The sequence below is a fragment of the Rhizobium sp. N122 genome, from assembly GCF_002211295.1.
Taxonomy (GTDB): Bacteria; Pseudomonadota; Alphaproteobacteria; order Rhizobiales; family Rhizobiaceae; genus Rhizobium.
On sequence record NZ_LOKU01000006.1, the window covers coordinates 132,322 to 155,884 of the forward strand.

General features: G+C 63.1%; 19 protein-coding genes and 1 riboswitch. Of the genes, 14 read left to right on the plus strand and 5 right to left on the minus strand.

The window, feature by feature from the left end:
• Nucleotides 1–290 precede the first annotated feature (290 nt).
• The 7 genes from ATY75_RS06390 to cydX all read left to right on the plus strand — a co-directional run bounded on the left by ATY75_RS06390 (nt 291) and on the right by cydX (nt 8,144).
• Nucleotides 291–890 (plus strand): HupE/UreJ family protein, encoded by a 600-nt coding sequence (locus ATY75_RS06390; protein WP_088936880.1) that lies wholly within the window; start codon nt 291–293, stop codon nt 888–890.
• A 288-nt stretch (nt 891–1,178) separates the two neighbouring features.
• A complete protein-coding gene (locus ATY75_RS06395) occupies nt 1,179–1,757 on the plus strand; it encodes a GbsR/MarR family transcriptional regulator (protein ID WP_064842178.1) in 579 nt (192 codons plus the stop codon).
• Nucleotides 1,758–1,761: 4 nt separating this feature from the next.
• Nucleotides 1,762–3,501: a thiol reductant ABC exporter subunit CydD gene (gene cydD, locus ATY75_RS06400; RefSeq protein WP_088936881.1), complete on the plus strand. Its 1,740-nt coding sequence runs from the start codon at nt 1,762–1,764 to the stop codon at nt 3,499–3,501.
• Nucleotides 3,498–5,189 (plus strand): amino acid ABC transporter ATP-binding/permease protein, encoded by a 1,692-nt coding sequence (locus ATY75_RS06405; protein ID WP_088936882.1) that lies wholly within the window; start codon nt 3,498–3,500, stop codon nt 5,187–5,189. The genes cydD and ATY75_RS06405 overlap by 4 nt, the downstream gene beginning before the upstream one ends.
• Nucleotides 5,190–5,266: 77 nt before the next feature.
• Nucleotides 5,267–6,847 carry a cytochrome ubiquinol oxidase subunit I gene (locus ATY75_RS06410; protein ID WP_088936883.1) on the plus strand — a complete coding sequence of 527 codons (1,581 nt, stop codon included), beginning with the start codon at nt 5,267–5,269 and terminating at the stop codon, nt 6,845–6,847.
• 6 nt (nt 6,848–6,853) lie between these two features.
• Entirely contained in the window at nt 6,854–8,008 is a 1,155-nt protein-coding gene (cydB, locus tag ATY75_RS06415; protein WP_088936884.1) for a cytochrome d ubiquinol oxidase subunit II, read from the plus strand.
• Between the two features lie 13 nt (nt 8,009–8,021).
• Nucleotides 8,022–8,144, plus strand: coding sequence for a cytochrome bd-I oxidase subunit CydX (cydX, locus tag ATY75_RS06420; RefSeq protein ID WP_064842190.1), 123 nt, complete (start codon nt 8,022–8,024; stop codon nt 8,142–8,144).
• Nucleotides 8,145–8,183: 39 nt separating this feature from the next.
• Here cydX and ATY75_RS06425 read toward each other — a convergent pair whose 3' ends face one another.
• The 5 genes from ATY75_RS06425 to ATY75_RS06445 form a co-directional block, all read right to left on the minus strand.
• The gene (locus tag ATY75_RS06425) at nt 8,184–10,187 is read right to left on the minus strand and encodes an aldo/keto reductase (protein ID WP_088936885.1); all 2,004 of its coding nucleotides are present in this window, start codon (nt 10,185–10,187) and stop codon (nt 8,184–8,186) included.
• 35 nt (nt 10,188–10,222) lie between these two features.
• Nucleotides 10,223–11,305 carry a sn-glycerol-3-phosphate ABC transporter ATP-binding protein UgpC gene (gene ugpC / locus ATY75_RS06430; protein ID WP_088936886.1) on the minus strand — a complete coding sequence of 361 codons (1,083 nt, stop codon included), beginning with the start codon at nt 11,303–11,305 and terminating at the stop codon, nt 10,223–10,225.
• 12 nt (nt 11,306–11,317) lie between these two features.
• Nucleotides 11,318–12,154 carry a carbohydrate ABC transporter permease gene (locus ATY75_RS06435; protein WP_088936887.1) on the minus strand — a complete coding sequence of 279 codons (837 nt, stop codon included), beginning with the start codon at nt 12,152–12,154 and terminating at the stop codon, nt 11,318–11,320.
• Nucleotides 12,151–13,011 carry a sugar ABC transporter permease gene (locus ATY75_RS06440; RefSeq protein WP_088936888.1) on the minus strand — a complete coding sequence of 287 codons (861 nt, stop codon included), beginning with the start codon at nt 13,009–13,011 and terminating at the stop codon, nt 12,151–12,153. Before ATY75_RS06440 ends, ATY75_RS06435 begins: the two co-directional genes overlap by 4 nt.
• Before the next feature lie 83 nt (nt 13,012–13,094).
• The gene (locus ATY75_RS06445; RefSeq protein WP_088936889.1) at nt 13,095–14,369 is read right to left on the minus strand and encodes an extracellular solute-binding protein; all 1,275 of its coding nucleotides are present in this window, start codon (nt 14,367–14,369) and stop codon (nt 13,095–13,097) included.
• Nucleotides 14,370–14,455: 86 nt separating this feature from the next.
• On the opposite strand from ATY75_RS06445, the gene ATY75_RS06450 reads away from it, so the two are divergent.
• The 7 genes from ATY75_RS06450 to uca all read left to right on the plus strand — a co-directional run bounded on the left by ATY75_RS06450 (nt 14,456) and on the right by uca (nt 23,562).
• Entirely contained in the window at nt 14,456–15,376 is a 921-nt protein-coding gene (locus ATY75_RS06450) for a helix-turn-helix domain-containing protein (RefSeq protein ID WP_064842202.1), read from the plus strand.
• Nucleotides 15,377–15,571: 195 nt separating this feature from the next.
• A riboswitch (guanidine-I (ykkC/yxkD leader) is annotated at nt 15,572–15,680 on the plus strand.
• Nucleotides 15,681–15,755: 75 nt separating this feature from the next.
• Entirely contained in the window at nt 15,756–16,829 is a 1,074-nt protein-coding gene (locus ATY75_RS06455; protein ID WP_064842205.1) for a putative urea ABC transporter substrate-binding protein, read from the plus strand.
• 63 nt (nt 16,830–16,892) lie between these two features.
• Nucleotides 16,893–17,711 (plus strand): ABC transporter permease, encoded by an 819-nt coding sequence (locus tag ATY75_RS06460; protein ID WP_088936890.1) that lies wholly within the window; start codon nt 16,893–16,895, stop codon nt 17,709–17,711.
• Entirely contained in the window at nt 17,708–18,538 is an 831-nt protein-coding gene (locus tag ATY75_RS06465) for an ABC transporter ATP-binding protein (protein WP_088936891.1), read from the plus strand. The genes ATY75_RS06460 and ATY75_RS06465 overlap by 4 nt, the downstream gene beginning before the upstream one ends.
• Complete coding sequence (locus tag ATY75_RS06470) at nt 18,535–19,356, plus strand: urea amidolyase associated protein UAAP1 (protein ID WP_088936892.1); 822 nt, start codon at nt 18,535–18,537, stop codon at nt 19,354–19,356. The genes ATY75_RS06465 and ATY75_RS06470 overlap by 4 nt, the downstream gene beginning before the upstream one ends.
• A gap of 12 nt (nt 19,357–19,368) precedes the next feature.
• Entirely contained in the window at nt 19,369–20,019 is a 651-nt protein-coding gene (locus tag ATY75_RS06475) for an urea amidolyase associated protein UAAP2 (protein WP_088936919.1), read from the plus strand.
• Nucleotides 20,020–20,022: 3 nt separating this feature from the next.
• Nucleotides 20,023–23,562 (plus strand): urea carboxylase, encoded by a 3,540-nt coding sequence (uca, locus tag ATY75_RS06480; RefSeq protein WP_088936893.1) that lies wholly within the window; start codon nt 20,023–20,025, stop codon nt 23,560–23,562.
• Nucleotide 23,563: the final 1 nt, after the last annotated feature.

A 23,563-nucleotide genomic window follows, 5' to 3' on the forward strand; every position in this document is an offset into this window, starting at 1 on the left:
GGGCATCTCCTCCATCGCGGCGATGCGCCGCCTCGGTTGGATTGATAGCCGTTGCGCCTGGCTCTTTCCAGCGCGCGGAAGAAACTGTTTCATGCGCGAAGGTGCTCGGCGAGGGTTGGGTGGCGCTATCGAAAGCGGCATCTGCCTATCAGATAAGCAATTGAATCGGCTTGATATTTCACGGCATTTTCGTTGACGGCGCGAAATCTTTGAACTAGCGTGATGCGCGCGACTTGGACCCGGGCCTGTGTTCGGCGACCGGATTTCAAAAACTCACGAGGAAATGAACCATGAAATCAGCACTCAAGAGCGGACTGCTTGCCTTGGCTGCCGCTGCGCTTCCAGCCGTCGCCTACGCGCATACCGGTGTTGGCCAGACCTCCGGCTTTGTGCACGGCTTCAGTCATCCCGTTTCCGGCCTCGATCATATCCTCGCCATGGTGATGGTCGGCGTTTTCGCATTTCAGCTCGGCGGCCGCGCCACCTGGCTGGTGCCGACGACCTTCGTTCTGGTGATGGCGCTCGGTGGTGCTCTCGGCGTTGCCGGCGTCAATGTTCCTTTCGTTGAAGCCGGCATTGCGCTTTCCATCGTCGTCCTCGGCGCGATTGTTGCGCTCGACGTCAAAGCCCCGATCGCCCTTGCGATGGGTGTCGTCGGCCTTTTCGCAATCTTTCACGGGCATGCCCACGGGGCGGAGATGCCGGAGGATGCCGGCGGTGCCGCTTATGCTGCCGGTTTCATGATCGCGACCGCGTTTCTCCATGCAGCCGGCCTCGGTCTCGGCTATATCATCGGCCGTGCCGGCGAACGTCAGGGCGCCTTCGTGACGCGCGCGGCCGGCAGTGTTGCCGCCATAGCAGGTGTCGGCATCCTGGCCGGCGTGATCTAAGCCGACGCATTCCGCCCGCCCGCCAGCGGCGGCGGTCGCATCCATCATCGCAGTTCAATTGGAACGCCCGGTAACGCATTGCCGGGCGTTTTCGCGTCACGGCCGCAAAGTGCGGCGGAATTGATCCAGATCAAATCCAGCGATGTTGAGTCGGGTTATATCTGATGCGAGTTCGACGAACGGACATCCAAATTGACGCAGGGTCGCCTTGCCGATTGTCGGCGAGGTGTAGCAGTGAGTATAGTAATTTCAGAAATTTCTGAAATCACAGACGCAACGGAAACAACGATGAACCTTCCGCCTCTCGTCCAGTCCTTCGTTCTCCACTTCGGAGAAATGGGCTCCCGCTGGGGAATAAACCGCACGGTCGGCCAGATCTATGCCCTGCTATTCGTCTCGCCGTCGCCGCTTTGCGCCGAGGAGATCGCCGAGTCCCTCAACATCTCGCGCTCCAATGTTTCGATGAGCCTGCGGGAATTGCAGGCCTGGAATCTCGTCCTTCTCAAACACAAGCCGGATGATCGTCGCGATTTCTTCACCACGCCTGATGATGTCTGGCTGATCTTGAGGACGCTTGCCGAGGAACGGAAGAAGCGCGAAGTCGATCCGACGCTGTCGGTTCTGCGCGAAATCCTGATGCAGCGCCCCGCCAGCGAGGCCGAACGCCATGCGCAGCAGCGCATGAGCGAAATGCACACGCTGATCGAGCAACTGACACATTGGTATGAAGACGTAAAACAACTTGAAACCGAAAGGCTCGCAACGCTACTCTCGCTGGGCGCGAAAGTCACAAAGCTTCTGGAGGCCAAGGACCGGGTCGTTTCGCTCGGCCGCAGCCGCCGGCCGAATCCAGCGAACAAGAGTTAGCGCCATGGGCACTGCTTTCTTCGACGCGACAGACAGACCAGAGACGCGACCGCCGGATGGCGATGCCGTTTTGCCCCGCGGTGACGCGGCGAAGGCCGGGCTGCGCAAGGCGGCGATGCTGCAGGCGCTGGCCGCCGCCATCTGGATCCCGCAGGCCGGCTTGCTCGCCCTCTCGGTCGGCCGCATTGCCGATGGCGGCGGATTGCGCGACGTTCTTTGGCCGGCTCTCGGTATCCTCGCCCTCGGATTGGCAAGAAGCGGTCTCGACGCGGCCGGCGGCCGCCTCGCCTTTCGTGCCGCGCGCGCCGAACTCAGCCGCAGGCGGCAGGTCGCGGCGGCTGCCCTTTCCCTGTCATCGCCGATCGATCGTCGCCGGTCGGCCTCCGGCAAAGCCGCGAGCGTCATCGGCGAGCAGGCCGAGCTCATCGTGCCCTATCTCGCCCGCTTCCAGCCGGCGCGGGTGAAGGCGAGCCTTGTGCCGCTGATCATTCTTGCCGTCATCCTTCCGGTTTCGTGGGTCGCCGCGCTGGTGCTGCTGTTTGCCGCGCCGCTGATCCCGATCTTCATGGCGTTGATCGGCTGGCGCGCCCAGACGGCCAGCGAAAAGCAGCTTGTTGCCACCGGCGGCCTCAACGGCTTCCTGCTCGATCGGCTGCGCGGACTGGCGACGATCCGCGCGCTCGACGCGGTGGAGGCCACCGCGCTCAGGCTTCGCCGCGAGGCGGAATCGCTGCGTGCGCGCACCATGGCGGTGCTGAAGATTGCCTTTCTCTCCTCGGCCGTGCTCGAACTTTTCGCCGCGCTCGGCGTGGCGATGATCGCCGTCTATGTCGGTTTCAGCCTGCTCGGCGAGATCCGCTTCGGCACCTGGGCAGGCCGGCTCGACCTGACCGAGGGACTGTTCATCCTGCTGCTGGCGCCGGCCTTCTTCGAGCCATTGCGCGAGCTATCGGCCGTCTGGCACGATCGGGCGGCCGGCGAAGCAGCGATGAAAGCGCTGGATGCTCTGGCTGGAGGCGGCGGCCTGTCCATTCGAGGAACAGCCGAAATCGCGCCAGCGGTGCTTGCCGCCGCCGAAGCGCCGGCTATCCGCCTTGAAAATCTCGCCTTCCGCTACGGCGCCGACGAACTGTTGATCCACGACGGTGTCAACCTCGATATCGCTGCCGGGGAACATCTGGCGCTTCTTGGCGTCAGCGGTTCCGGCAAATCGACGCTCCTATCGCTGATGGCGGGGCTGGCGCCCTCTACCGGCGGCCATATCGTCATTGGCGGCGTCGAGCTCGCGGATGAGACTGCCGCCAACCTGCGGGACGGCATGGCGTGGATCGGTCAGAAGCCGCATATTTTTGCCGGCACCATAACGGGGAATATCGCGCTCGGCAGACCCGGCGTGCTGCGCGGCGATGTGGCCGACGCACTGGATGTCGCGAGACTCGGAAAGGTGGCCGAGGCCTATGGCGACCGGCCGCTCGGCGAAGGCGGAATCGGGCTTTCCGGCGGCGAGGCGTTGCGGCTGGCGATCGCGCGGGCGGCCTGCAATCCCCATCTGAGGATCATCCTCGCCGACGAGCCGACCGCGCATCTCGATGCCGCCACTGCCGCCGAAGTGACCGAGAGCCTGCTTTCGCTTGCGAGGGCGCGCACGTTGATCGTGGCCACCCACGATCCGCTTCTGGCCGCGCGCATGCATCGCAGCATCCGCATCGATGCCGATATCATGATCCGGGAGGCCGCCGAATGAGCACGTTCGCTGCAGACCTCAAGCCGATCCTGCGTCTGTTTTTTGCGGAGCGCCGGCGCGCGCTGCTGCTCGGCGCCGCACTTTCGGCGGCCACAGTCACGGCGGGCATCGCCCTGCTCGGCCTGTCCGGCTGGTTCATCACCGGCACCGCGCTTGCCGGCCTATCCGCCTCCGTTGCCATCACCTTCGACGTCTTTGCGCCTTCGGCGGGCATCCGTCTGCTTGCCATCGTCCGGACAGTGGCACGCTACGGGGAAAGGCTTGCGACCCATGATGCGACGCTCAGCGTTCTCGCGGCTCTTCGCGAAAGACTGTTTCGCGGCTTCGCCGAACCGGGCGCGGCGCGCATGCTCCTGCATCGTCCGGCACGACTGCTCTTCCGGCTGACGGCCGACATCGATGCGCTCGACTCCCTCTATCTCCGGATCCTTGTACCGGCCGCGGTAGCGATCGGCGCCACCTTTGCGGCAAGCCTCGTGCTGGGGCTCATCCATCCCCTGTTCGGCCTGTTCGTTGGTCTCTTTCTCATTGGTGCCGGCCTCGGCCTGCCCTTGATCGCCGCCCGGGTGGCGCGCAAATATGCCCGCCGGCGCGCCCATGGCATCGAGGCGCTGCGGTCGCGGACGATCGATCTCGTCGCCGGCCAGACCGACCTGCTGATGGCCGGCCGGCTTGCGGCTCAAAGGCAGGCCATCGCTGCGGCAGACCATTACACCGGCGGCGCCGACGATCGGTTGAACCGCGTCGAGACCGGCCTGACCTTCGGCTTCGGCCTGGTCTCCACCCTGCTGTTGACGGCATCGCTGCTTGCCGTCGCCGCTCTTGCGGAGACGAAGGCGATTACCGCTCCTGTGGCAGCCCTCGGCCTGCTGGTCGCCTTCGCGGCGACCGAACCCTTCGCGGCACTGCGCCGCGGTGCACTGGAACTTGGGCGGACGCTGCTTGCGGCAAAGCGGGTCGCGCCGCGGCTTGCCGCCGCGCGGGCATCGGAGCCATTGGCGGCAGCGCTGCCGGGATATGCTTTTTCGCTGACGGATGTCTCCGCCTTCCATGAAAATTCCGCCGTGCTGGCGCTCCAAGGCATCGACCTGACGCTCCGGCCAGGCGAGCGGCTGGCCGTGGTCGGCGGCAGCGGCGCCGGCAAGTCGAGCCTGCTCGCCCTGCTTTCCGGCGAACTGCCGGCGAGCGCGGGGCGTGTTGCGACGACAAGGGCGACCTTGCTGACCCAGCGGACGGAACTCTTCGAGGACAGCCTGCGCGGCAATCTCACCCTTGCCAACCCGGATGCCAGCGAAGCGCGTCTTCGCGAAGCGCTGGCTGCCGCCGGTCTGCTTGCCGATGTCGAGGCCATGCCGCGGGGGATCGATACGCCGCTCGGCGAAGGCGGTCTCGGCCTTTCCGGCGGTCAGTCGCGGCGGCTGGCGCTTGCCCGACTCTTCCTGCGCGACACGCCGCTCTGGCTGCTCGACGAGCCGACGGAGGGCCTCGACGGCGCCACCGCCCGCGACGTGCTCGGCCGCCTGTCGGCAATGGCAGACGGCCGCGCATTGGCCATCGCCACCCATATCCGCCGCGAAGCTGCCATCGCAGACCGCATCGCCGTCATCGAAGGCGGCCGTATCACAGAAGTTTCGCGCCGCGGAGAGGCGGCGTTCGAAAAGGCGCTCGACCGGCTTCGGCCGGATTGAGCGAAAGCCGCATGCCCTCAACCGCCACCCGGCGCTTGGGAATGCTCCGTACCCCGTGGGACCGTGGGAGAAAGACAATGGAACTAGATATCGTTGCGCTATCGCGCTTTCAATTCGCGCTGACGGCGCTTTACCACTTCCTGTTCGTGCCGTTGACGCTCGGCCTGTCCGTGCTGCTCGCGATTATGGAAACCGTCTACGTCATGACCGGCCGCCAGATCTGGCGGCAGATGACGAAATTCTGGGGGACGCTGTTCGGCATCAATTTCGTCATCGGCGTCGCCACCGGCATCGTCATGGAATTCCAGTTCGGCATGAACTGGAGCTATTACAGCTATTATGTCGGCGACATTTTCGGCGCGCCGCTGGCGATCGAAGGCCTGATGGCCTTTTTCCTGGAAGCGACCTTCGTCGGTCTGTTCTTCTTCGGCTGGGACAAGCTGTCGAAGGTCGGCCATCTCGTCGCCACCTGGGCGGTGGCGCTCGGCTCGAATTTCTCCGCACTCTGGATTCTCATCGCCAATGGCTGGATGCAGAACCCGGTGGGATCGGCGCTCAATCCGCAGACGATGCGCATGGAGATCACAAGCTTCTTCGACGTCGTCTTCAACCCGGTCGCCCAGGCGAAATTCGTCCATACGGTGTCGGCCGGTTATGTCTGCGCCTCGATCTTCGTGCTCGGCGTCTCGGCCTGGTATCTGTTGAAGGGCCGGCACATCGAGCTTGCCAAGCGCTCGATGACGGTCGCGGCCTCCTTCGGCCTCGCCTCGGCGCTTTCGGTCGTCGTGCTCGGCGACGAGAGTGGCTATCTCGCAACCGAAAACCAGAAGATGAAGCTCGCCGCGATCGAAGGCATGTGGAAGACCGAGCCGGCGCCGGCCGCCTTCACCGCTTTCGGCTTCCCGGATCAGGAGGCGCGCGAGACGCATTTCGCCGTCCATATCCCCTGGGTCATGGGCCTGATCGGCACGCGGTCGCTAACGACAGAGATCCCCGGCATCGACAAGCTCGAACAGCAGGCCGAGGTCCGCATCCGCGACGGCATCAGGGCTTATGACGCGCTGATGCAAATCCGCTCAGCCCGGGCGCAGGATCAGGTGGCGCAGGAGGTGCGCAGCTCCTTCGAGGATCTCGGCCATGATCTCGGCTACGCCCTTCTGCTGAAGCGCTATGTCGACGATCCGCGCCAGGCGACTGATGCGCAGATCGTCCAGGCGGCGCGCGATACCATCCCGCATGTGCCGACACTCTTCTGGTCCTTCCGCATCATGGTCGGTCTCGGCATCTTCTTCATTCTGCTGACATCAACCTTCTTCTGGCTGTCGGCCCGGCGCCATCTCGACAAGTACCCGCTGCTGCTGAGGATTGCGGTGCTGGCGATCCCCCTGCCCTTTGTCGCGATCGAGCTCGGCTGGGTCGTCGCCGAGTTCGGCCGCCAGCCCTGGGTGATCGAAGGCGTGCTGCCGACGGCGGCAGCCGTCTCCAGCCTCGGCGCCGGCACCGTACTGCTGACCATCATCGGTTTTGCCGCGCTCTACACGGTGCTGATCGTCATCGAGATGGGCCTGATGATCAAGGCGATCAAACAAGGGCCGGAGCCGGATGACGAGCCGGAAGCGGTGCTGATTTCCGAAACCCTCGTCCCAGCAGCGGAGTGACCAGCCATGATCCTTCACGAACTCCTCGATTATGAAACGCTGCGCCTCATCTGGTGGGTGCTGCTCGGCGTGTTGCTGATCGCCTTTGCGACGACAGGCGGCTTCGATCTCGGCGTCGGCACGCTTCTGCCCTTCGTCGCCGGGACCGATACGGAACGGCGCGTGGTGATCAACACGATCGGCGCCACCTGGGAAGGCAACCAGGTCTGGCTGATCCTCGGCGGCGGCGCCATCTTCGCCGCCTGGCCGCCGCTCTATGCGGTCTCCTTCTCGGGCTTCTACCTGGCGATGTTCGCGATCCTTTTCGCGCTCATCCTGCGCCCGGTCGGCTTCAAATACCGGTCGAAACGGGAAAGCGCCCGCTGGCGCAACGGCTGGGACTGGGCGCTCTTCATCGGCGGCTTCGTGCCGTCGCTGATCTTCGGCGTTGCCGTCGGCAACGTGCTGCAGGGCGTGCCCTTCCGCTTTGCCGACGATATGCGGATCTTCTACGAAGGCTCGTTCTTCGCCCTGCTCAATCCCTTTGCACTGCTTTGCGGCCTGCTCTCCGTCGCCATGCTGACGATGCACGGTGCGGCCTGGCTGGTGCTGAAGGCGGGCGGGCCGGTTGCCGAGCGGGCCAGAAGCTATGGCAGCATCGCCGCCCTTGTTACCATCGTGCTGTTTGCCCTCGGCGGCCTCTTCCTGTGGGTCGGTGTCGGCGGCTACCGCATCACCAGCGATATCAGCCCGATCGGGCCTTCCAATCCCCTGCTGAAAACGGTGGTGATCGAAAAGAGCGCATGGCTGGCCAATTACGCCGCCCATTCCTGGATGATCGCCGCACCCGTTCTCGGCTTTGCCGGCGCCGCACTGGCTTTCATTGCGATGCGGGCAAGGCGCGAGGTGATGACACTGCTCTTCAGCACGGTCGCGATCCTCGGCATCATCTCGACGGTCGGTCTCTCGATGTTCCCGTTCATCCTGCCCTCCTCGCTCGATCCGCGATCGAGCCTGACGGTCTGGGATGCATCCTCCAGCCATATGACGCTGTTCATCATGCTGGTGGTGTCGGCAATCTTCCTGCCGATCATCTTCGCCTACACGGCCTGGGTCTACAAGGTTCTGTGGGGCAAGGTCGACGAGAAATCCGTCACCGACAAGAACAGCCACGCCTACTGAGGGAGATGAAACGATGTGGTATTTCGCATGGATCCTCGGCCTGCCGCTGGCCGCCGCCTTCGCTGTCCTCAACGCCATGTGGTACGAGCTGATGGACGACGCAGCCCGAAAGAAGGCGTCCGAAGGGCTGAAGTAAATCAAGAGGGGCGCGGTTCGAGCCCGCGCCCCCTTTCTATCAGCCTTCCAGCCACTTCACCTGATCGGCCGTCAGCCGGATGTCCAGCGCCGACAGGCTGTCCTCCAGCTCGGCAACGGTGCGCGGCCCAATCAGCGGGATGACGGGGAAGGGCTGGGCGATCACATAGGCGAGCGCGATGTGGATCGGGTTGCGGCCGAGCTTGTTGGCCAGTTCGATGGCGCGGTCGCGGCGGCCGAAATTGCGCTCGGAATACCAGACCCGCACGATCTCCTCGTCATCCCGCTTGTCGCGGCCGGCGCGGTCGGTGAAGAAGCCGCGGCCCTGGCTCGACCAGGCGAAGTTCGGGATCTGTTTCTCGTTCAGCCATTTCTTCCAGTCGTCATCGGAGGCGGCGACGCAGCCGGCCCAGATCGGATCGAGCATCTCGGCAAGCGAGAAATTGTTGGAAAGTGCTGCCGGCGCCGCCTTGCCGGTTTTCTCTGTATAGGCGATCGCCTCGTCGAAACGTGCGCGTGTCCAGTTCGAGCCGCCGAAGATGCCGCGAATGCGTCCGCGTTTGACCTCGGCATCCATGGCATCGACGAACTCGCCGACGGGCACGTCGGTATTGTCGCGGTGCATGAAATAGATGTCGACATAGTCGGTCTTCAACCGGGCGAGCGACTGGTCGAGCTGCTTTGCGATCATATCGGGATAGCAGAGCGGCGAATGCGCGCCCTTGCCGATCAGCACGATCTCCTCGCGCGGCACCCTGCGGCTCGTGTGCCAGTCGCCGAAGATTGCCTCCGTCTTGCCCGCGCCATAGACATAGGCCGTGTCGAAGGCATTGCCGCCGGCCTCGTAGAAGGCGTCGAGCGTCAGCGAGGCGGCGGCGAAGTTCGGGAAGAACTCGAAGCCGAGCGTCACTACCGAGGCCGGCTTGGAAATGCCGGGGATCTGGCGCTGCGGAATGCTGTTGCCGCGCGTGACCGCGCCGCCGGCAATGTTGGCCGTGCGCTTCGCCGCCTTCTCGACGCCGTATTCGAGGCCGACCGAGGCGCGCCATTGGTCGAGCACGCGCAGGTTTCCGATCGAATCCGCCCAGCTCATGCCGGGGGCGCTGAATTCGGTTCTGCCGGCGCGGATGGCATAGCCCGCCGCATCGGCTTCGAAGGAATAGAGCCAGCGATCTTCCTTGATCTCGGCTGTTTCCTGCTTGCCGCCCTTGAAGATCTCGATCTTGCCGATGCCGCCCTTATGGCCGGAGGCGAACCAGAAGTCGGCGACTTCGATCCGGCCTTCGGACCCGATGATGCGCAGCACGTTGTCCTGCTGCGCCATGATCGAGCAGGAGACTTCGGCGATGATCTCGTTCGGGAATTTGAGCACGGCCGAAGCCCATTCATCGACGCCGCTTTCGCCGAGATGAGCGACGCCGGAGACCTTTTCCGGTTCGAGGAAAGCTTTGCCTTCCGCCGCGCCCGCGATCAGCCGCGCCATCGAGACCGGATAGCCGCCGACATCGAGAATGCCGCCGCCGGCTGTATCGTTGGCGAACAGCCGGTGCTCCGGCCTGTAGCTGCCCATATTGAAGCCGAAGCTCGAGCGAATGATGCGGATGGTACCGATGACGCCGCTCTTGATGATCTCGACCAGCTTCTCCGTCTGCGGATGCACGCGGTACATGAAGGCTTCGCCAGCAAAGACGCCGGCCTTCTTGGCCTCGTAATAAACGGCTTCGGCATCATAGGCCGAAAGCGCGATCGGTTTTTCCACAAGGATATGCTTGCCGGCGCGCGCGGCCTTGATCGCCCATTCGGCATGGCCGGTATGGGGCACCGAAATATAGACCGCATCAACCTCGGGGTCCGAAAGCAGCGCCTCGTAGCCGTTGACGATGCGGGCGCCGGGGAAGTTTTCTGCCAGTCCCGGCTTGGAAGGATTGCGGGTGGCGATCGCCACCAGTTTGCCGGTGCGCGAATGGGCGACGCCGTCTGCAAAGGTGCGGGCGATGGTGCCGGGGCCGATGATGCCCCAGCGGATCGGTTGATCGGAAGTCATGGAAGCCTCTTTCGTCTTTCTGCCTTGGGAGGGGTTTAGCGAAGCCGTTTGCCGGCGCCGTCGAAAAGGAATGTGTGGCGTGCGGGAAGGCCGACGGTCAGCGTCTCGCGATTGCCGGCGGTGCGCGATTCCGGCCGCTCGATGATCAGCTGCTCGCTGCCGATGGCGGCATAGATGTAGCTGGTGTTGCCGAGATGCTCGGCGACGTCGATGGCGACGGTAAGATCAGCGTCACCCATGCCGGCATCGACAAAATGTTCGGGACGAATGCCGAGCGTCACCTTCGCACCTGTCTCGATCGGAGCGGCGACGGGCAGCGGCAGGCGCATATTGGCGTCGCTTTCCAGCGCGATCACCGCCCTGCCCGGCTGCGTCTCGACCACCACGGACTTGAGGAAATTCATCTTCGGCGAGCCGACGAAGCCGGCGACGAACTGGTTGGCGGGGTCGTCATAGAGGTCGAGTGGGGCGCCGATCTGCTCGATATTGCCGGCGCGCAGCACGACGATCCGGTCGGCGAGCGTCATCGCCTCGGTCTGGTCGTGGGTGACGTAGATCATCGTGGTGCCGAGCTGTTTGTGCAGCCTGGAGATTTCGACGCGCATCTGCACGCGCAGTTCCGCGTCGAGGTTTGACAAGGGCTCGTCGAAGAGGAAGACCTCGGGTTCGCGCACGATGGCGCGGCCGATTGCGACGCGCTGGCGCTGGCCGCCGGAAAGCTGCTTCGGCCGCCGCTTCATCAGCTCGGTGATCTGCAGGATCTCGGCGACGTGGCGCACGCGCCGCTCGGTATCGGCCTTCGGGTTGCCGTTCATCCGCAGGCCGAAGCTCAAATTCTCCTCGACGGTGAGGTGCGGATAGAGCGCATAGGACTGGAAGACCATGGCGATGCCGCGATCGGCCGGCTCGACGTCGTTGACGACCCTGCCGCCGATCCGAAGCTCGCCTGCGGTGATGTCCTCGAGACCGGCGATCATCCTGAGCAGCGTGGACTTGCCGCAGCCGGAGGGACCGACGAAGACGACGAATTCGCCGTCCTTCACCTCGAGATCGGCGCCGTGGATGATCTCGAAGCCGCCGAAGCGCTTGACGATATTGCTGAGTGAAAGCTCTGCCATGCAGCCTCCCGTTTACTTGATTGCGCCGGCCGCAATGCCGGCGATGAAATGGCGCTGGAGAGCCACGAAGACGACGAGGATCGGCGCCGTCAGCAGCACCGCTCCGGCCATGATGCCGCCCCAGGAAACCTTGGTGAGGCCGATCAGCGTTCCCAATGCCACCGGCGCCGTCATCATTCCCGGTTTGGAATTGATGAGCAGCGGCCAGAGATAGTTGTTCCAAGAGGCGAGGAAGAGAATGATCGCCAGCGCCGCCATGGTCGGGCGCGCCAGCGGCAAGGCGATGCGCAGGAAGATCTGCCATTCCTTGACGCCTTCGACACGGGCCGCATCGAACAACTCGCCCGGCATCATCGAAAAGGATTGCCGCATGAACAGCACGCCGAGCGAATTGAACAGCGGCGGCACGATCAGCGCCACCCATGTATTGGCCAGCCGGAACTCGCGCGCCACCATGATGAATTGCGGGATGACGACCACCGAGAAGGGCAGCGTGATCGTGCCGAGGATGATGGCGATGACGATGGAGCGGCCGACGAAACGGTAGCGCGCCAGCGCCCAACCCGCCATCGAGGTCAGCATCACCGACAGGAAAGTATAGATGATCGCGACGCCGACGGAGATCGTCATGGCGCCGATGAAATCGGTATCGGCCTGCAGGTTCTTGAAATTCGCGATGAAGTTGGTCGACGGCCAGAGCACGATGTCGGGGCTGAAAATGCCGTTGTCGGGCATGGTGGAGAAGACGAACATCATCCAGAGCGGAAACAGCCAGATTATCGCAAGCGGCGCCAATGCGGCGTGCAGCGCGATCTGGCGCATGAGAAGGGATTGCGACCTGGATTTCATTTCGGATCCCTCCCGACCCAGAGATTGAGAAGCGAGATCACCACGGCAAGGGAAGCCATCGTGTAGGCGATCGCCGAGGCATAGCCGAAGTTCAGCGAGGTAAAGCCTTGGCGGTAGAGCAGCAGACCGAGGGTCTCGGTGCCGCCGCCGGGGCCGCCGCGATTGGTAATGAGGAAGGGCTCGGTGAAGAGCTGCATGGTGCCGATCACCGAGAGCACCACGCAGAACAGGATGATCGGTTTCAGGAGCGGCAGGGTGATGTGGAAGAACTGCTGTACCTTGCTCACCCGGTCGAGGGTCGCTGCCTCATAGACATCGTCGGGAATCGACTGCAGGCCGGCAAGGATGATGATGGCGTTATAACCGGCCCAGCGCCATGTGACGGCGAGGATGATCACCGCCATGGCGGCATTGGCATTGTCGAACCAGGAAACCGGGCTCAGGCCGACGGCGGAGATCAGCTTGTTGATGATGCCGAAATCGAGGCTGAACATCAGCCGGAATACCGCTGCATAGGCGACCTCGCCGACGACGACGGGCGCGAAGAAGGCGAAACGGAAAAGCGGACGCGCTTTCAAGAGCGGCGAATTGAGCATCACGGCCATGACGGTCGCAAGCGCGATCATGACCGGCACCTGGATCACCAGGATGATCAGCGTGTTATAAAGAGCGTTGTAAAAGGCCGGGTCGTAGAAAAGCCGGCCCCAATTGGCCTGGAAACTGTATTTCCACGGATTGATGCGGGTGTTCTGAAAGGAAATCAGGAACGAATTGATGATGGGCCAGACCCAGAAAGTGGCAAAGACCAGCAAATAGGGGGCAAGGAACGCATAGGCGCTCCGGGTTCTGAACGGCATCGAGCCTTCTCCTCACGAACGAATGACCGGCCGCCTTGCAAGGCGGGAGAATGCCGGGCGCCTGAAGCGCCCGGCATCGTCATTCATTGCGCCACGGGAAGCCCGGTCGCCGAAGCGATCTGCTTGGCGGCGTCGTCGAGGGCTGCCTTCGCGTCCGGATAACCGCCGGCGAAGAACTTGGTCTGCGTTGCCTTGAAGATGGCTTCGGCATCGCTCTGGAAAGCGGTACCGCGGCTCGGCACGATCTTCGGCAGCGTCGCCAGGATATCGGCCCAGACCTTCTGGCCGCCCCAATAGGGCTGCGGTTCGCTGATGAAGGGGTCCTTCTCGGCCGAGAGCAGCGACGGCACCAGGCCGAATTCCTTCAGCATGGTGATCTGGCCTTCATTGGTGCCGAGGGCGTAGTTGACGAATTTCCAGGCGGCTTCCTTGTTTGCCGAGGTTGCCGAAATGGCGAGCGACGAACCGCCGAGATTGGCCGCATGCGGGCCGTCGGCCGTCAGGCTCGGCATCCTGTAGACGCCCCACTTGCCCTTGAGATCGGGGGAGGTCGAGCGCACGGTGCCTTCATACCAGCCGCCATAGAGCTGGCTCGCGGCCTTGCCGGCGGTATTGGCCTGGATCTTTTCATCCCAGTTGGCTGCCGTCAGCGTGCCGGCATCCTTCATTTCCTTCACCTTCTGCAGCGAGGCGACGCAGGCCGGCTGGTTGATGGTGATATTCTGGCCGTCGGTCGAGTAATAACCGCAGCCCTGTTCATTGGCGATCATGCGAAACCATTCGCTGTCGCCGTTGAAGTCGGCCTGGGCCATGACGACGCCGGGATTGGCGGCGGAAATCTTCTTGCCCGCAGCAATGAAATCGTCCCAGGTGCTGATGGTGCTCGGATCGACACCGGCCTTTTCGTACATGTCGCGGCGGTAAAAGACGGCGACAGGACCGGAATCCCACGGCATGGCATAGGCGACGTCGCCGACTTCGAGCTCGGTGCGCTTGAAGTCAGGGAATTTCGCCTGGATCTCGGGGGTGTAGCCGAGCTCCTTCAAATTGGCGAAGCAATCCGGGAAACGGCTCCAGAAGATTTCAGCCTCGAAATTTTCGATGCTGACGATGTCAGGCAGGCCGTCGCCGCCGGCGGCGCAGGCAGCCAGCGTCTTGTCGAAGACCTGGCTGTTGCCGAGGTCCTCGACGGTGATGTTGATATCGGGAAACTGTTTGTTGAAGCCCGGAAGCGTGGACTTCAAGGCCGATGCGGCGACATTCCAGCTCCAGATAGTGAGATTGGCCGACTCAGCGAATGCGGAGCCGGAAGCAAGCAGTGCGACAGCTGCGGTCGCAGCGAGAAGTTTGAAGCGCATTGAAAATCCTCCCTTTTCAATTGCCGATCTTTCACGAACGCGGTTAGACTAACTGCAAGGGAGCGGCTGTCTCCTAAAAAGGGAATATGGATTTGGCGGAAAGTAAGGTCGGCACGAGTGCAATCTATCAGCCCGGCGCAAGCAGCATCGAGGGTTCGCCTACGGCGCTGCAGATGTTTCATGACCATCCGCTCGTCATGGCCATGCCGCACTGGCATGCGCAGGTTGAGGTCAACTTCGTCATGCGCGGCACTGTCCATTATCGGATGAGCGACCACGAATTTCGGCTGAACGCCGGCGAAATGTGTCTCTTCTGGGGTGGCCAGCCGCATCAGATGGACGAATCCTCGGATGATTCGCTCTATGCCGGCGCCCATCTGCCGCTCATTTATTTCTTCCGGCTGCGTCTGCCGATCAGCATTTCCAGCCGGCTGATGAAGGGCGAGACGCTGCTGACCTCGGCGACCGATGCCGCCGACAACGAGAATTTCGCCCGCTGGTTCCGCTATTCCAAATCAGGCGATTCCGCCAAGGCCCAGCACGCGGTCGACGAATTGCTGCTGCGCATCGAGCGCATCGCGCTCGAACCCTATTCGATGACGACGTCGAAGACGGTCGCCAGCCTGGAAGGCGATCAGCCGCATCCGAATTCCTCGCGCAGCGTTGCGCGCATGTGCGATTTCATTGCCGCAAATTTCCTGCACGACATCGATTCGGTCGATATCGCCCGTGCCGCCGACCTGCATCCGAAATATGCGATGAACCTGTTCAAGCGATCGACCGGCATGACGCTCAGCAAATATGTGACGCTGCTCAGGCTGTCGCGCGCCCAGGCGATGCTGATGAGCGAAGGCGCCAATGTGCTGACGGTGGCAATGGACAGCGGCTTCGGCTCGATCAGCGCCTTCAACAAATCCTTCCGCCACATCGCCGGCATGTCGCCATCGGACTTCCGCCGCGATATCCGGCTGGTGACGACGGTGCCCGCCGGTGCCTTCCGGAACTGAAGCGTAGCAACGTTTCAGGTTCGCTGCGCGCGCTCCTCCTTCTTCCGAGCAAAAAAACAGCCTATGGTGACGGCAGGCTGCGCACATTTTTTGCGCAAGTGCATGCGCCATGCGATGGCGCCACGGGCGGCGCCATGATGCCTCCAGTGAAATCAATGATTTGGAACCTGGCACGCCGCTTGCTTCGATATTTGCAGAGTTGGTGGCTAGGGTTCCGGCGTCACAAGGCGTGACTGGTCCGAGAGCTGCCACCGGCAGGGGAGACATCCTGCCGGGTGCACGGCGGGATAAAAACCCGGGAGACCTCGTAAGCCAAGGGATTGGCGGCACGATGGTTCTTTGCCGATCCCTTTTGATGAAAAGCAAAAGGGGAATTTCAATGCAGACTTTTTCGAAGCTTCTTTCCATCACCGCACTGACGGCATCCTTGGCGCTGGGCCTCGGCTCCATCGCAAAAGCTGAACAGAAGACCGATTTCAAGGTTGCCTGGTCGATCTATGTCGGTTGGATGCCCTGGGGCTATGCCGCCGATCACGGCATCGTCAAGAAATGGGCTGACAAATACGGCATCAAGATCGAGGTCACCCAGTTCAACGACTACGTCGAATCGATGAACCAGTATACGGCCGGTGCCTTCGATGCCGTGACTCTCACCAATATGGACGGACTGTCGATCCCGGCCGCCGGCGGCGTCGATACCACAGCCGTGATCGTCGGCGACTTTTCGAACGGCAATGACGCGGTCATCCTGAAAGACAAGGCGAGCCTTGCCGACATCAAGGGCCAGAACGTCAATCTCGTCGAATTCTCCGTCTCGCACTATCTGCTGGCCCGGGCGCTCGAAAGCACCAAGATGACCGAGCGCGACGTCAAAGTGGTCAACACCTCCGATGCCGACATGGTCGCTGCCTACAAGACGGCTGACGTAACGGCTGTCGTCACCTGGAATCCGCTGGTCTCGACCATCCTCGAAGATCCCACGGCCAAGAAAGTGTTCGACAGTTCACAGGTGCCGGGCGAAATCATCGACCTGATGGTCGCCAACACCGGCGTGCTGAAGGACAACCCGAATTTCGGCAAGGCGCTTGCCGGCATCTGGTATGAGACGGCAGCGCTGCTGACATCAGACAGCGCCGACGGCAAGGCTGCGCGCGAGGCGATGGGCCAGGCATCGGGCACCGATCTCAAGGGCTTCGAATCCCAGCTTGCCGCCACTAAGCTGTTTGCCAAGCCGGCCGATGCGGTTGCTTTTACCGCGTCGGGCAGCCTGCCGAAGACGATGGATCTCGTCCGCACCTTCCTGTTCGAAAAGGGTCTGCTCGGCAGCGGCGCGCCGTCCGCTGATGTGATCGGCATCGAAATGCCGGATGGCAAGGTTCTCGGCGACAACGGCAACATCAAGCTGCGCTTTACCGAGACTTATATGAAGGCGGCCGCCGACGCATCGCTCTGAGCAACCTTCGAGCAGCGGCGTGGCTTGTCCAACGCCGCCATCCTTCATCAGCGGAGTTCTCTCATGCGTTGGATCAACACGAGGCCGAGCCGGGGTGCGCAGCTTGCCTTGACGCTGCTGCCCTTCGTGCTGCTGATCGTCGCCTATGCTTTCGGCTCGGCGGCGCGACTGGCGGAAAACGCCAATGACAAGTTGTTGCCGGGCTTCGCAGATTTTGCCGATGCGATCAATCGCCTGGTCTTCGTCGCCGATCCGCGCACCGGCGAATACTTGCTCTGGTCTGATACGGCGGCGAGCCTAGTGCGGCTGTTTGCCGGTCTCGGCATCTCCACCGTCACTGCCCTCGTCATCGGCATGCTGATCGGCATGCTGCCGTATCTCAGGGCGCTGCTCTCTCCTTTCGTCGCCGTCATCTCCATGGTGCCGCCGCTGGCGCTGCTGCCGATCCTCTTCATCGTCATGGGGCTTGGGGAAGCCTCCAAGATCGCGCTCATCGCCATCGGCGTTGCCCCGACGATGATCCGCGACCTGGCGCTGAAGGCGCTGGAGCTGCCGCGCGAACAGATCGTCAAGGCTGAAACGCTGGGCGGTTCTTCCTGGCAGATCGGCCTTCGCGTCGTGCTGCCGCAAATCCTGCCGCGGCTGATCACCTGTCTCCGGCTTCAACTCGGCCCCGCCTGGCTGTTCCTGATCGCGGCCGAGGCGATCTCGTCGGATTCCGGCCTCGGCTACCGCATCTTCCTCGTGCGCCGCTACCTCTCCATGGACGTGATCTTTCCCTATGTCGTCTGGATCACGCTGCTCGCCGTGGTCGTGAATTACATCCTCGATCGAATCCGCATCGCTCTCTTCCCCTGGTCGGAACTGGAGAAGCAGGCATGAGCGAGCTGGTGATCGAAAGGGTCTGGAAGGAATATGGCGACCAGATCGTGCTTGAGAACGTGTCGCTGACCGTCGCCTCGCGCGCCTTCGTCGCGCTTGTCGGTCCGTCCGGCTGCGGCAAGACGACCTTCCTGCGCATGCTGCTTGGCCAGGAACGACCGACGCGGGGTGCCATACGGCTGGATGGCGAAGCGCTGCCGCTTGAGCCGGGGCCGGATCGCGGCGTCGTTTTCCAACGCTACTCCGTCTTCCCGCATCTGACCGTGCTCGGCAATGTGCTGCTCGGCCGTGAATTTTCCACGGCGCGCTACAAGGCAAAGCTTTTCGGCGCTACCCGCCGCAGTGCGGTCGACGAGGCGCGGCGATTGATCGGCGAAGTCGGCCTTGCCGGCGCCGAGGACAAATACCCCGCGCAGCTTTCCGGTGGCATGCAGCAGCGCCTGGCGCTGGCGCAGGCGCTCATCATGAAGCCGAAAGTGCTGTTGCTCGACGAGCCATTCGGGGCGCTCGACCCCGGCATTCGCGCCGAAATCCATGCCTTGATGAAACGGCTCTGGCACGAAACGCAGATGACCGTCCTCATGGTGACGCACGACATGCGCGAGGCCTTCACGCTGGCGACGCGCGTCGTCGCGTTCGAGCGCCGGCGTGACCGTCCGGAGGAGAAGGAGCGTTACGGCGCGACCATCACCAAGGACATTTCCATCTGGCCGCCCCGGCTTGCCGGTGCGCCGTCCATCTTCAGCCCCGACCGGGACGGCCCGGTCATTTCTCTGGGCCATCGTCGGGACGACCCGGCTTCCAGTCCGTCAGGAGAAAAACCATGATGCATGTCAGACGTTCGCCCGAAGAAATATCAGCCAACCGGCAGCGTTACGAGGAACATCAGAAGAAGGGGCTGGAATTCGCGCCGAAGGCCCTGCCGGCCCCGAGCCCCCTGCCCGCCCCTGCCATCGATGCGGCCGCGATCATTCATCAGGAGACCATTCCCGGCGGTTGGTATTGGTCGACCGCGCTGAAGCGCGGCGAGGCGCTCCGCATCGATCAGGGCGAAGGCGGATCGACCGTGGCGCTCGTTGCCTGGAACGCCGCTGACACGAGCGAGCGGCTCAATCTCGTCGACACGGTCAAGGTTCAGTGGACGACCGCCCTCGGCAAGGGACGCGTCATCTTCTCGGATATGGGCCGGGTGATGTTTTCGCTGATCGAGGACAGTTCCGGTGCTCATGACTGCCTGATGGGCGGCTCGACAGCGGCCTCGAACGCCGTAAAATATCCTGGCGTCAAAACTCGCAACACCCGCGACAACCTCGTACTCGTCGCCGGCAAGCTCGGTCTCGCCAGGCGTGATATCCCGGCGATTCTCAATCTCTTCGCTCCTGTCCGCGTCGACGATGACGGTGGCTTCCACTGGCGCGGCAAGCTTTCCAACAGCGGCGATTATGCCGAACTGCGCGCCGAAATGGACATGATCGTCGGCTTTTCCAATTGCCCGCATCCGCTCGATCCAGATCCGGTCTATGCGCCGAAGCCGATGACCGTGACGCGCTTTCGTGTAGCTGCGCCCGCCGTCGACGATCTCGCGCGCACGGCGACCGCCGAAGCCCTTCGCGGCTTCGAGAACAACGCCGCGATGCTGGCCTGAGGAGGGATGACGATGACCGATTTCATCAAGACTTCAGCTTCACGCAGCCTCGAAAACGCCGTGCAGGATCATTTCATCCCGGCCGAAGCGCCGTGGTCCGGCATCGTGCGCAAGGGGCAGACGATCCGCATCGAAGACAGCTACGGCCAGCAGGCGATCGACACGCTGTTTTATCGCGCCGATGATTTTGCCGAGCGCTATTCCAACCAGGACACGATGCGGGCGCAGGGCGGCGCCTATATCGGCGCCGGCACGAAGATCGTCTCGAACGAGGGCAACGTCATGCTTGTCATGACGGCCGACAGCTGCGGCCGCCATGATACCTCCGCCGGCGCCTGCTCCTGCGAAAGCAACACGGTGCGCTTCGGCCACGGCACGAAATACCTGCATGCCTGCCGCGACAATTTCGTGCTCGAAGTGACCAGGCACGGCATGAGCAAGCGCGACATTGTGCCGAACATCAATTTCTTCATGAATGTCCCGATCAAGCCGAATGGCGAAATGACCATCGTCGACGGCATTTCCGCGCCCGGCGACTATGTCGAGCTGGTGGCTGAAATGGACGTGCTCTGCGTCATCTCCAACTGCCCGCAGGTCAACAATCCCTGCAACGGCTTCGATCCGACACCGATCCGGGTGCTGATCTGGGACGGCGAGGACTGATCGATGTTCGCCAAGGTTCTCATCGCCAATCGCGGCGAAATCGCCGTCCGGGTGATCCGGACATTGAGGAGGATGGGCATCGCCTCGGTTGCCGTCTATTCCGATGCCGATCGCTTCTCGAAGCCGGCGCTGCTCGCCGACGAAGCCGTGCGCCTCGGCCCGGCGCCTGCTGGAGAAAGCTATCTCAACGTGGATGCCGTCATCGCCGCCTGCAAGGCGACCGGTGCCGAGGCCGTGCATCCGGGTTATGGTTTCCTTTCGGAGAATATCGGCTTTGCCGAACGGCTCGCCGCGGAAGGCATCGCCTTTATCGGCCCGCGGCCGGAGCATCTGTCGGCTTTCGGCCTTAAGCATACCGCGCGTGAATTGGCGAGGGCAAGCGGCGTGCCGCTGCTGCCCGGCACCGATCTGCTGCGAAATGTCGAGGAAGCGCACTTGGCCGCCGAGACCGTCGGTTATCCCGTCATGCTGAAAAGCACGGCCGGCGGCGGCGGTATCGGCATGCAGCTCTGCGCCGACGCGGCCGGTCTCAAGGCCTCTTTCGAAAGCGTACAGCGGACGGCGCGCGCCAGCTTCGGCGATGCGCGTGTCTACATCGAGCGTTTCGTTGCCGAAGCACGCCATGTCGAGGTGCAGGTCTTCGGCGACGGCAAGGGCAGAATGATCGCGCTCGGGGAGCGCGACTGCTCGCTGCAGAGGCGAAATCAGAAGGTCGTCGAGGAAACGCCGGCCCCCGGGCTGTCGGCGGAAACACGTGCACGGCTGCATAAGGCGGCGGTCGATTTGGGAGCTTCGGTCTCCTATGAATCGGCCGGCACCATCGAATTCATCTATGATCCCCAGCGCGAGGAATTCTATTTCCTCGAGGTCAACACCCGACTTCAGGTCGAGCATCCCGTCACCGAAGCCGTCTTCGGCATCGATCTCGTCGAGTGGATGATCCGGCAGGCGGCGGGCGAGGACGTGCTCTCGGGCGCTGGGGACCTGACGCCGAAGGGTGCGGCGATCGAAATGCGCATCTATGCCGAGATGCCGCATGCCGATTTCCGCCCGAGCGCCGGCCTGCTGACCGAGGTCGTCTTTCCCAACGATGCCCGTGTCGACGGCTGGATCGAGACAGGAACCGAGGTGACCCCCTTCTACGATCCGATGCTTGCCAAGCTGATCGTGGCGGCGGAGGATCGGCCGGCGGCGATCGAGAAGCTGAAGGCAGCGCTTGCCGCGACAGCGATATCCGGCATCGAAACCAATCTCGATTATCTCAGGTCGATCGCCGCCTCCGAACTGCTTGCCGGCGGTAAGGTGGCGACGACGGCGCTGCGCGACTTCGCCTTCGTTCCCGATATCGTCGAGGTTATCGCACCCGGTGCGCAATCGAGCATTCAGGAACTGCCGGGCCGGCTCGGCCTGTGGCATGTCGGCGTGCCGCCGAGCGGGCCGATGGACGAGCGCTCCTTCCGCCATGCCAACCGGCTGGTTGGCAATGCCGATGAGACGGCCGCGCTGGAACTGACGGTTTCCGGTCCGACGCTGCGATTTTATGCCGACCAGACCATCGCCCTTGCCGGGGCGCGGATGGCGATGACGTGCGATGGGGTCAGGCTTCCCCACGACGAGCCGGTCCTGATCTGGGCTGGTCAGGTTCTGTCGGTGGGTGCGATCGAAGGGCCCGGACAGCGCGCCTATCTTGCCGTTGCGGGCGGTTTTGCCGCGCCGGTCGTGCTTGGTTCGCGGGCGACTTTCGGCCTTGGCCAGTTCGGCGGCAATGCCACCGGTGCGCTGAAGACGGGGCATGTGCTGCATTTCGCCCGGCAGGCGCCGGTGGAACCGGCCAAGCCGGCAGCCGAGCCGGCGGCCTTGTCCCGCGAATGGGATGTCGGTGTCGTCTACGGTCCGCATGGCGCACCGGATTTCTTTCAGAATGGTGATATCGAGACGCTGTTCTCCGCCGCTTACGAAGTGCATTTCAACAGCGCCCGCACCGGGGTGCGCCTCATCGGCCCTGCCCCGCTTTGGGCACGCCGTGACGGTGGCGAGGCGGGACTTCACCCGTCCAACCTGCACGATAATGCCTATGCGATCGGCGCGATCGATTTCACCGGCGATATGCCGATCATTCTCGGGCCTGACGGTCCGAGCCTTGGCGGTTTCGTCTGCCCGGCGGTGATCGCCCGTGACGAGCAATGGAAGATGGGGCAATTCAAGCCGGGCGACCGGATCCGTTTTCATGCGGTGGCCCGGCCGCAAGACCCGATCGCCGGCCCGGCGGTGTGGCGGACTGCGGAGGAGACGGGTTCGCCGATCGTCGGCGTCAGCAATGACGGCCCGGTCTCGGTCGCCTATCGCCGCCAGGGCGACGACAATCTGCTCGTCGAATATGGGCCTATGACGCTCGATATTGCGCTGCGACTGCGGGTTCATCTGCTGATGCAGGCCGTCGTCGATGCCCGCTTGCCTGGTATCGTCGATCTCACGCCAGGCATCCGTTCGCTGCAGATCCATTATGACGGCACGCAGCTGACGCGCCGGCGCCTGCTCGGGTTGCTCTCTGAGATCGAGACGACGCTTCCGGCGGCACAGGATGTCAAGGTGCCGAGCCGGATCGTGCATCTGCCGCTGTCGTGGAACGATCCGGACGCGGCCCTTGCCATGCGCAAGTATCAGGAGCTCGTCCGCCCAAACGCGCCTTGGTGCCCCGATAACATCGAGTTCATCCGCCGCATCAACGGTCTTCCCGACGAACAGGCCGTCCGCGATATCGTCTTCAATGCGAACTACTTCGTCCTGGGACTGGGTGATGTCTATCTCGGGGCTCCGGTTGCGACCCCGATCGACCCGCGCCATCGTCTCGTCACGACCAAATACAATCCCGCCCGCACCTGGACGCCGGAAAACGCGGTCGGCATCGGCGGCGCATATATGTGCATCTACGGCATGGAGGGACCGGGCGGCTATCAGCTCTTCGGCCGCACTATCCAGGTCTGGAACACCTGGCGGGAAACGCCGGCCTTCGCCAGGGGCAAGCCCTGGCTCCTGAACTTCTTCGACCAGATCCGTTTCTTCCCGGTCAGCAATCAAGAGCTGACGGAGGCGCGCGCCGCCTTCCCGCATGGCGGCTATCCTGTCAGGATCGAAGAGACGGAGTTCTCTTATGCCGCCTACGACAAGGAGCTGCAGGCGAATGCGGCATCCATCAGCCGCTTCAAGGCGACCCAGCAGGCGGCCTTCGATGCCGAACGCCAGCACTGGAAGGAAGCCGGGCTCGACAGCTTCGTCGCCGATGAAGGCACGAGCGAAAATCCGGACGCAGATATTCCCGACGGATGCTTCGGCGTCGCCAGCGCCGTGCCCGGCAATATCTGGAAATTGCTGGTCGAGCCGGGCGCCCCGGTTGCGGCCGGCGACACACTTGCCATCATCGAATCGATGAAAATGGAAATCAACGTCACCGCCCATGCGGCAGGCCGCGTCCGCGACCTGCGCGCCGGGCCGGGGAGAAACGTCAAAGCCGGCGATATTATCGTCGTCGTGGAGGAATACTGAC

Coding starts and splice junctions, on each gene's coding strand:
- ATY75_RS06395 (WP_064842178.1), top strand. CDS start 1,179: ATGAACCTTCCGCCTCTCGTCCAGTCCTTCGTTCTCCACTTCGGAGAA.
- ATY75_RS06425 (WP_088936885.1), bottom strand. CDS start 10,187: ATGACTTCCGATCAACCGATCCGCTGGGGCATCATCGGCCCCGGCACC.
- cydD (WP_088936881.1), top strand. CDS start 1,762: ATGGGCACTGCTTTCTTCGACGCGACAGACAGACCAGAGACGCGACCG.
- ATY75_RS06475 (WP_088936919.1), top strand. CDS start 19,369: ATGACCGATTTCATCAAGACTTCAGCTTCACGCAGCCTCGAAAACGCC.
- cydX (WP_064842190.1), top strand. CDS start 8,022: ATGTGGTATTTCGCATGGATCCTCGGCCTGCCGCTGGCCGCCGCCTTC.
- ATY75_RS06450 (WP_064842202.1), top strand. CDS start 14,456: ATGGATTTGGCGGAAAGTAAGGTCGGCACGAGTGCAATCTATCAGCCC.
- ATY75_RS06455 (WP_064842205.1), top strand. CDS start 15,756: ATGCAGACTTTTTCGAAGCTTCTTTCCATCACCGCACTGACGGCATCC.
- ATY75_RS06470 (WP_088936892.1), top strand. CDS start 18,535: ATGATGCATGTCAGACGTTCGCCCGAAGAAATATCAGCCAACCGGCAG.
- ATY75_RS06445 (WP_088936889.1), bottom strand. CDS start 14,369: ATGCGCTTCAAACTTCTCGCTGCGACCGCAGCTGTCGCACTGCTTGCT.
- ATY75_RS06460 (WP_088936890.1), top strand. CDS start 16,893: ATGCGTTGGATCAACACGAGGCCGAGCCGGGGTGCGCAGCTTGCCTTG.
- ATY75_RS06440 (WP_088936888.1), bottom strand. CDS start 13,011: ATGCCGTTCAGAACCCGGAGCGCCTATGCGTTCCTTGCCCCCTATTTG.
- uca (WP_088936893.1), top strand. CDS start 20,023: ATGTTCGCCAAGGTTCTCATCGCCAATCGCGGCGAAATCGCCGTCCGG.
- ugpC (WP_088936886.1), bottom strand. CDS start 11,305: ATGGCAGAGCTTTCACTCAGCAATATCGTCAAGCGCTTCGGCGGCTTC.
- ATY75_RS06465 (WP_088936891.1), top strand. CDS start 17,708: ATGAGCGAGCTGGTGATCGAAAGGGTCTGGAAGGAATATGGCGACCAG.
- ATY75_RS06405 (WP_088936882.1), top strand. CDS start 3,498: ATGAGCACGTTCGCTGCAGACCTCAAGCCGATCCTGCGTCTGTTTTTT.
- ATY75_RS06435 (WP_088936887.1), bottom strand. CDS start 12,154: ATGAAATCCAGGTCGCAATCCCTTCTCATGCGCCAGATCGCGCTGCAC.
- cydB (WP_088936884.1), top strand. CDS start 6,854: ATGATCCTTCACGAACTCCTCGATTATGAAACGCTGCGCCTCATCTGG.
- ATY75_RS06410 (WP_088936883.1), top strand. CDS start 5,267: ATGGAACTAGATATCGTTGCGCTATCGCGCTTTCAATTCGCGCTGACG.
- ATY75_RS06390 (WP_088936880.1), top strand. CDS start 291: ATGAAATCAGCACTCAAGAGCGGACTGCTTGCCTTGGCTGCCGCTGCG.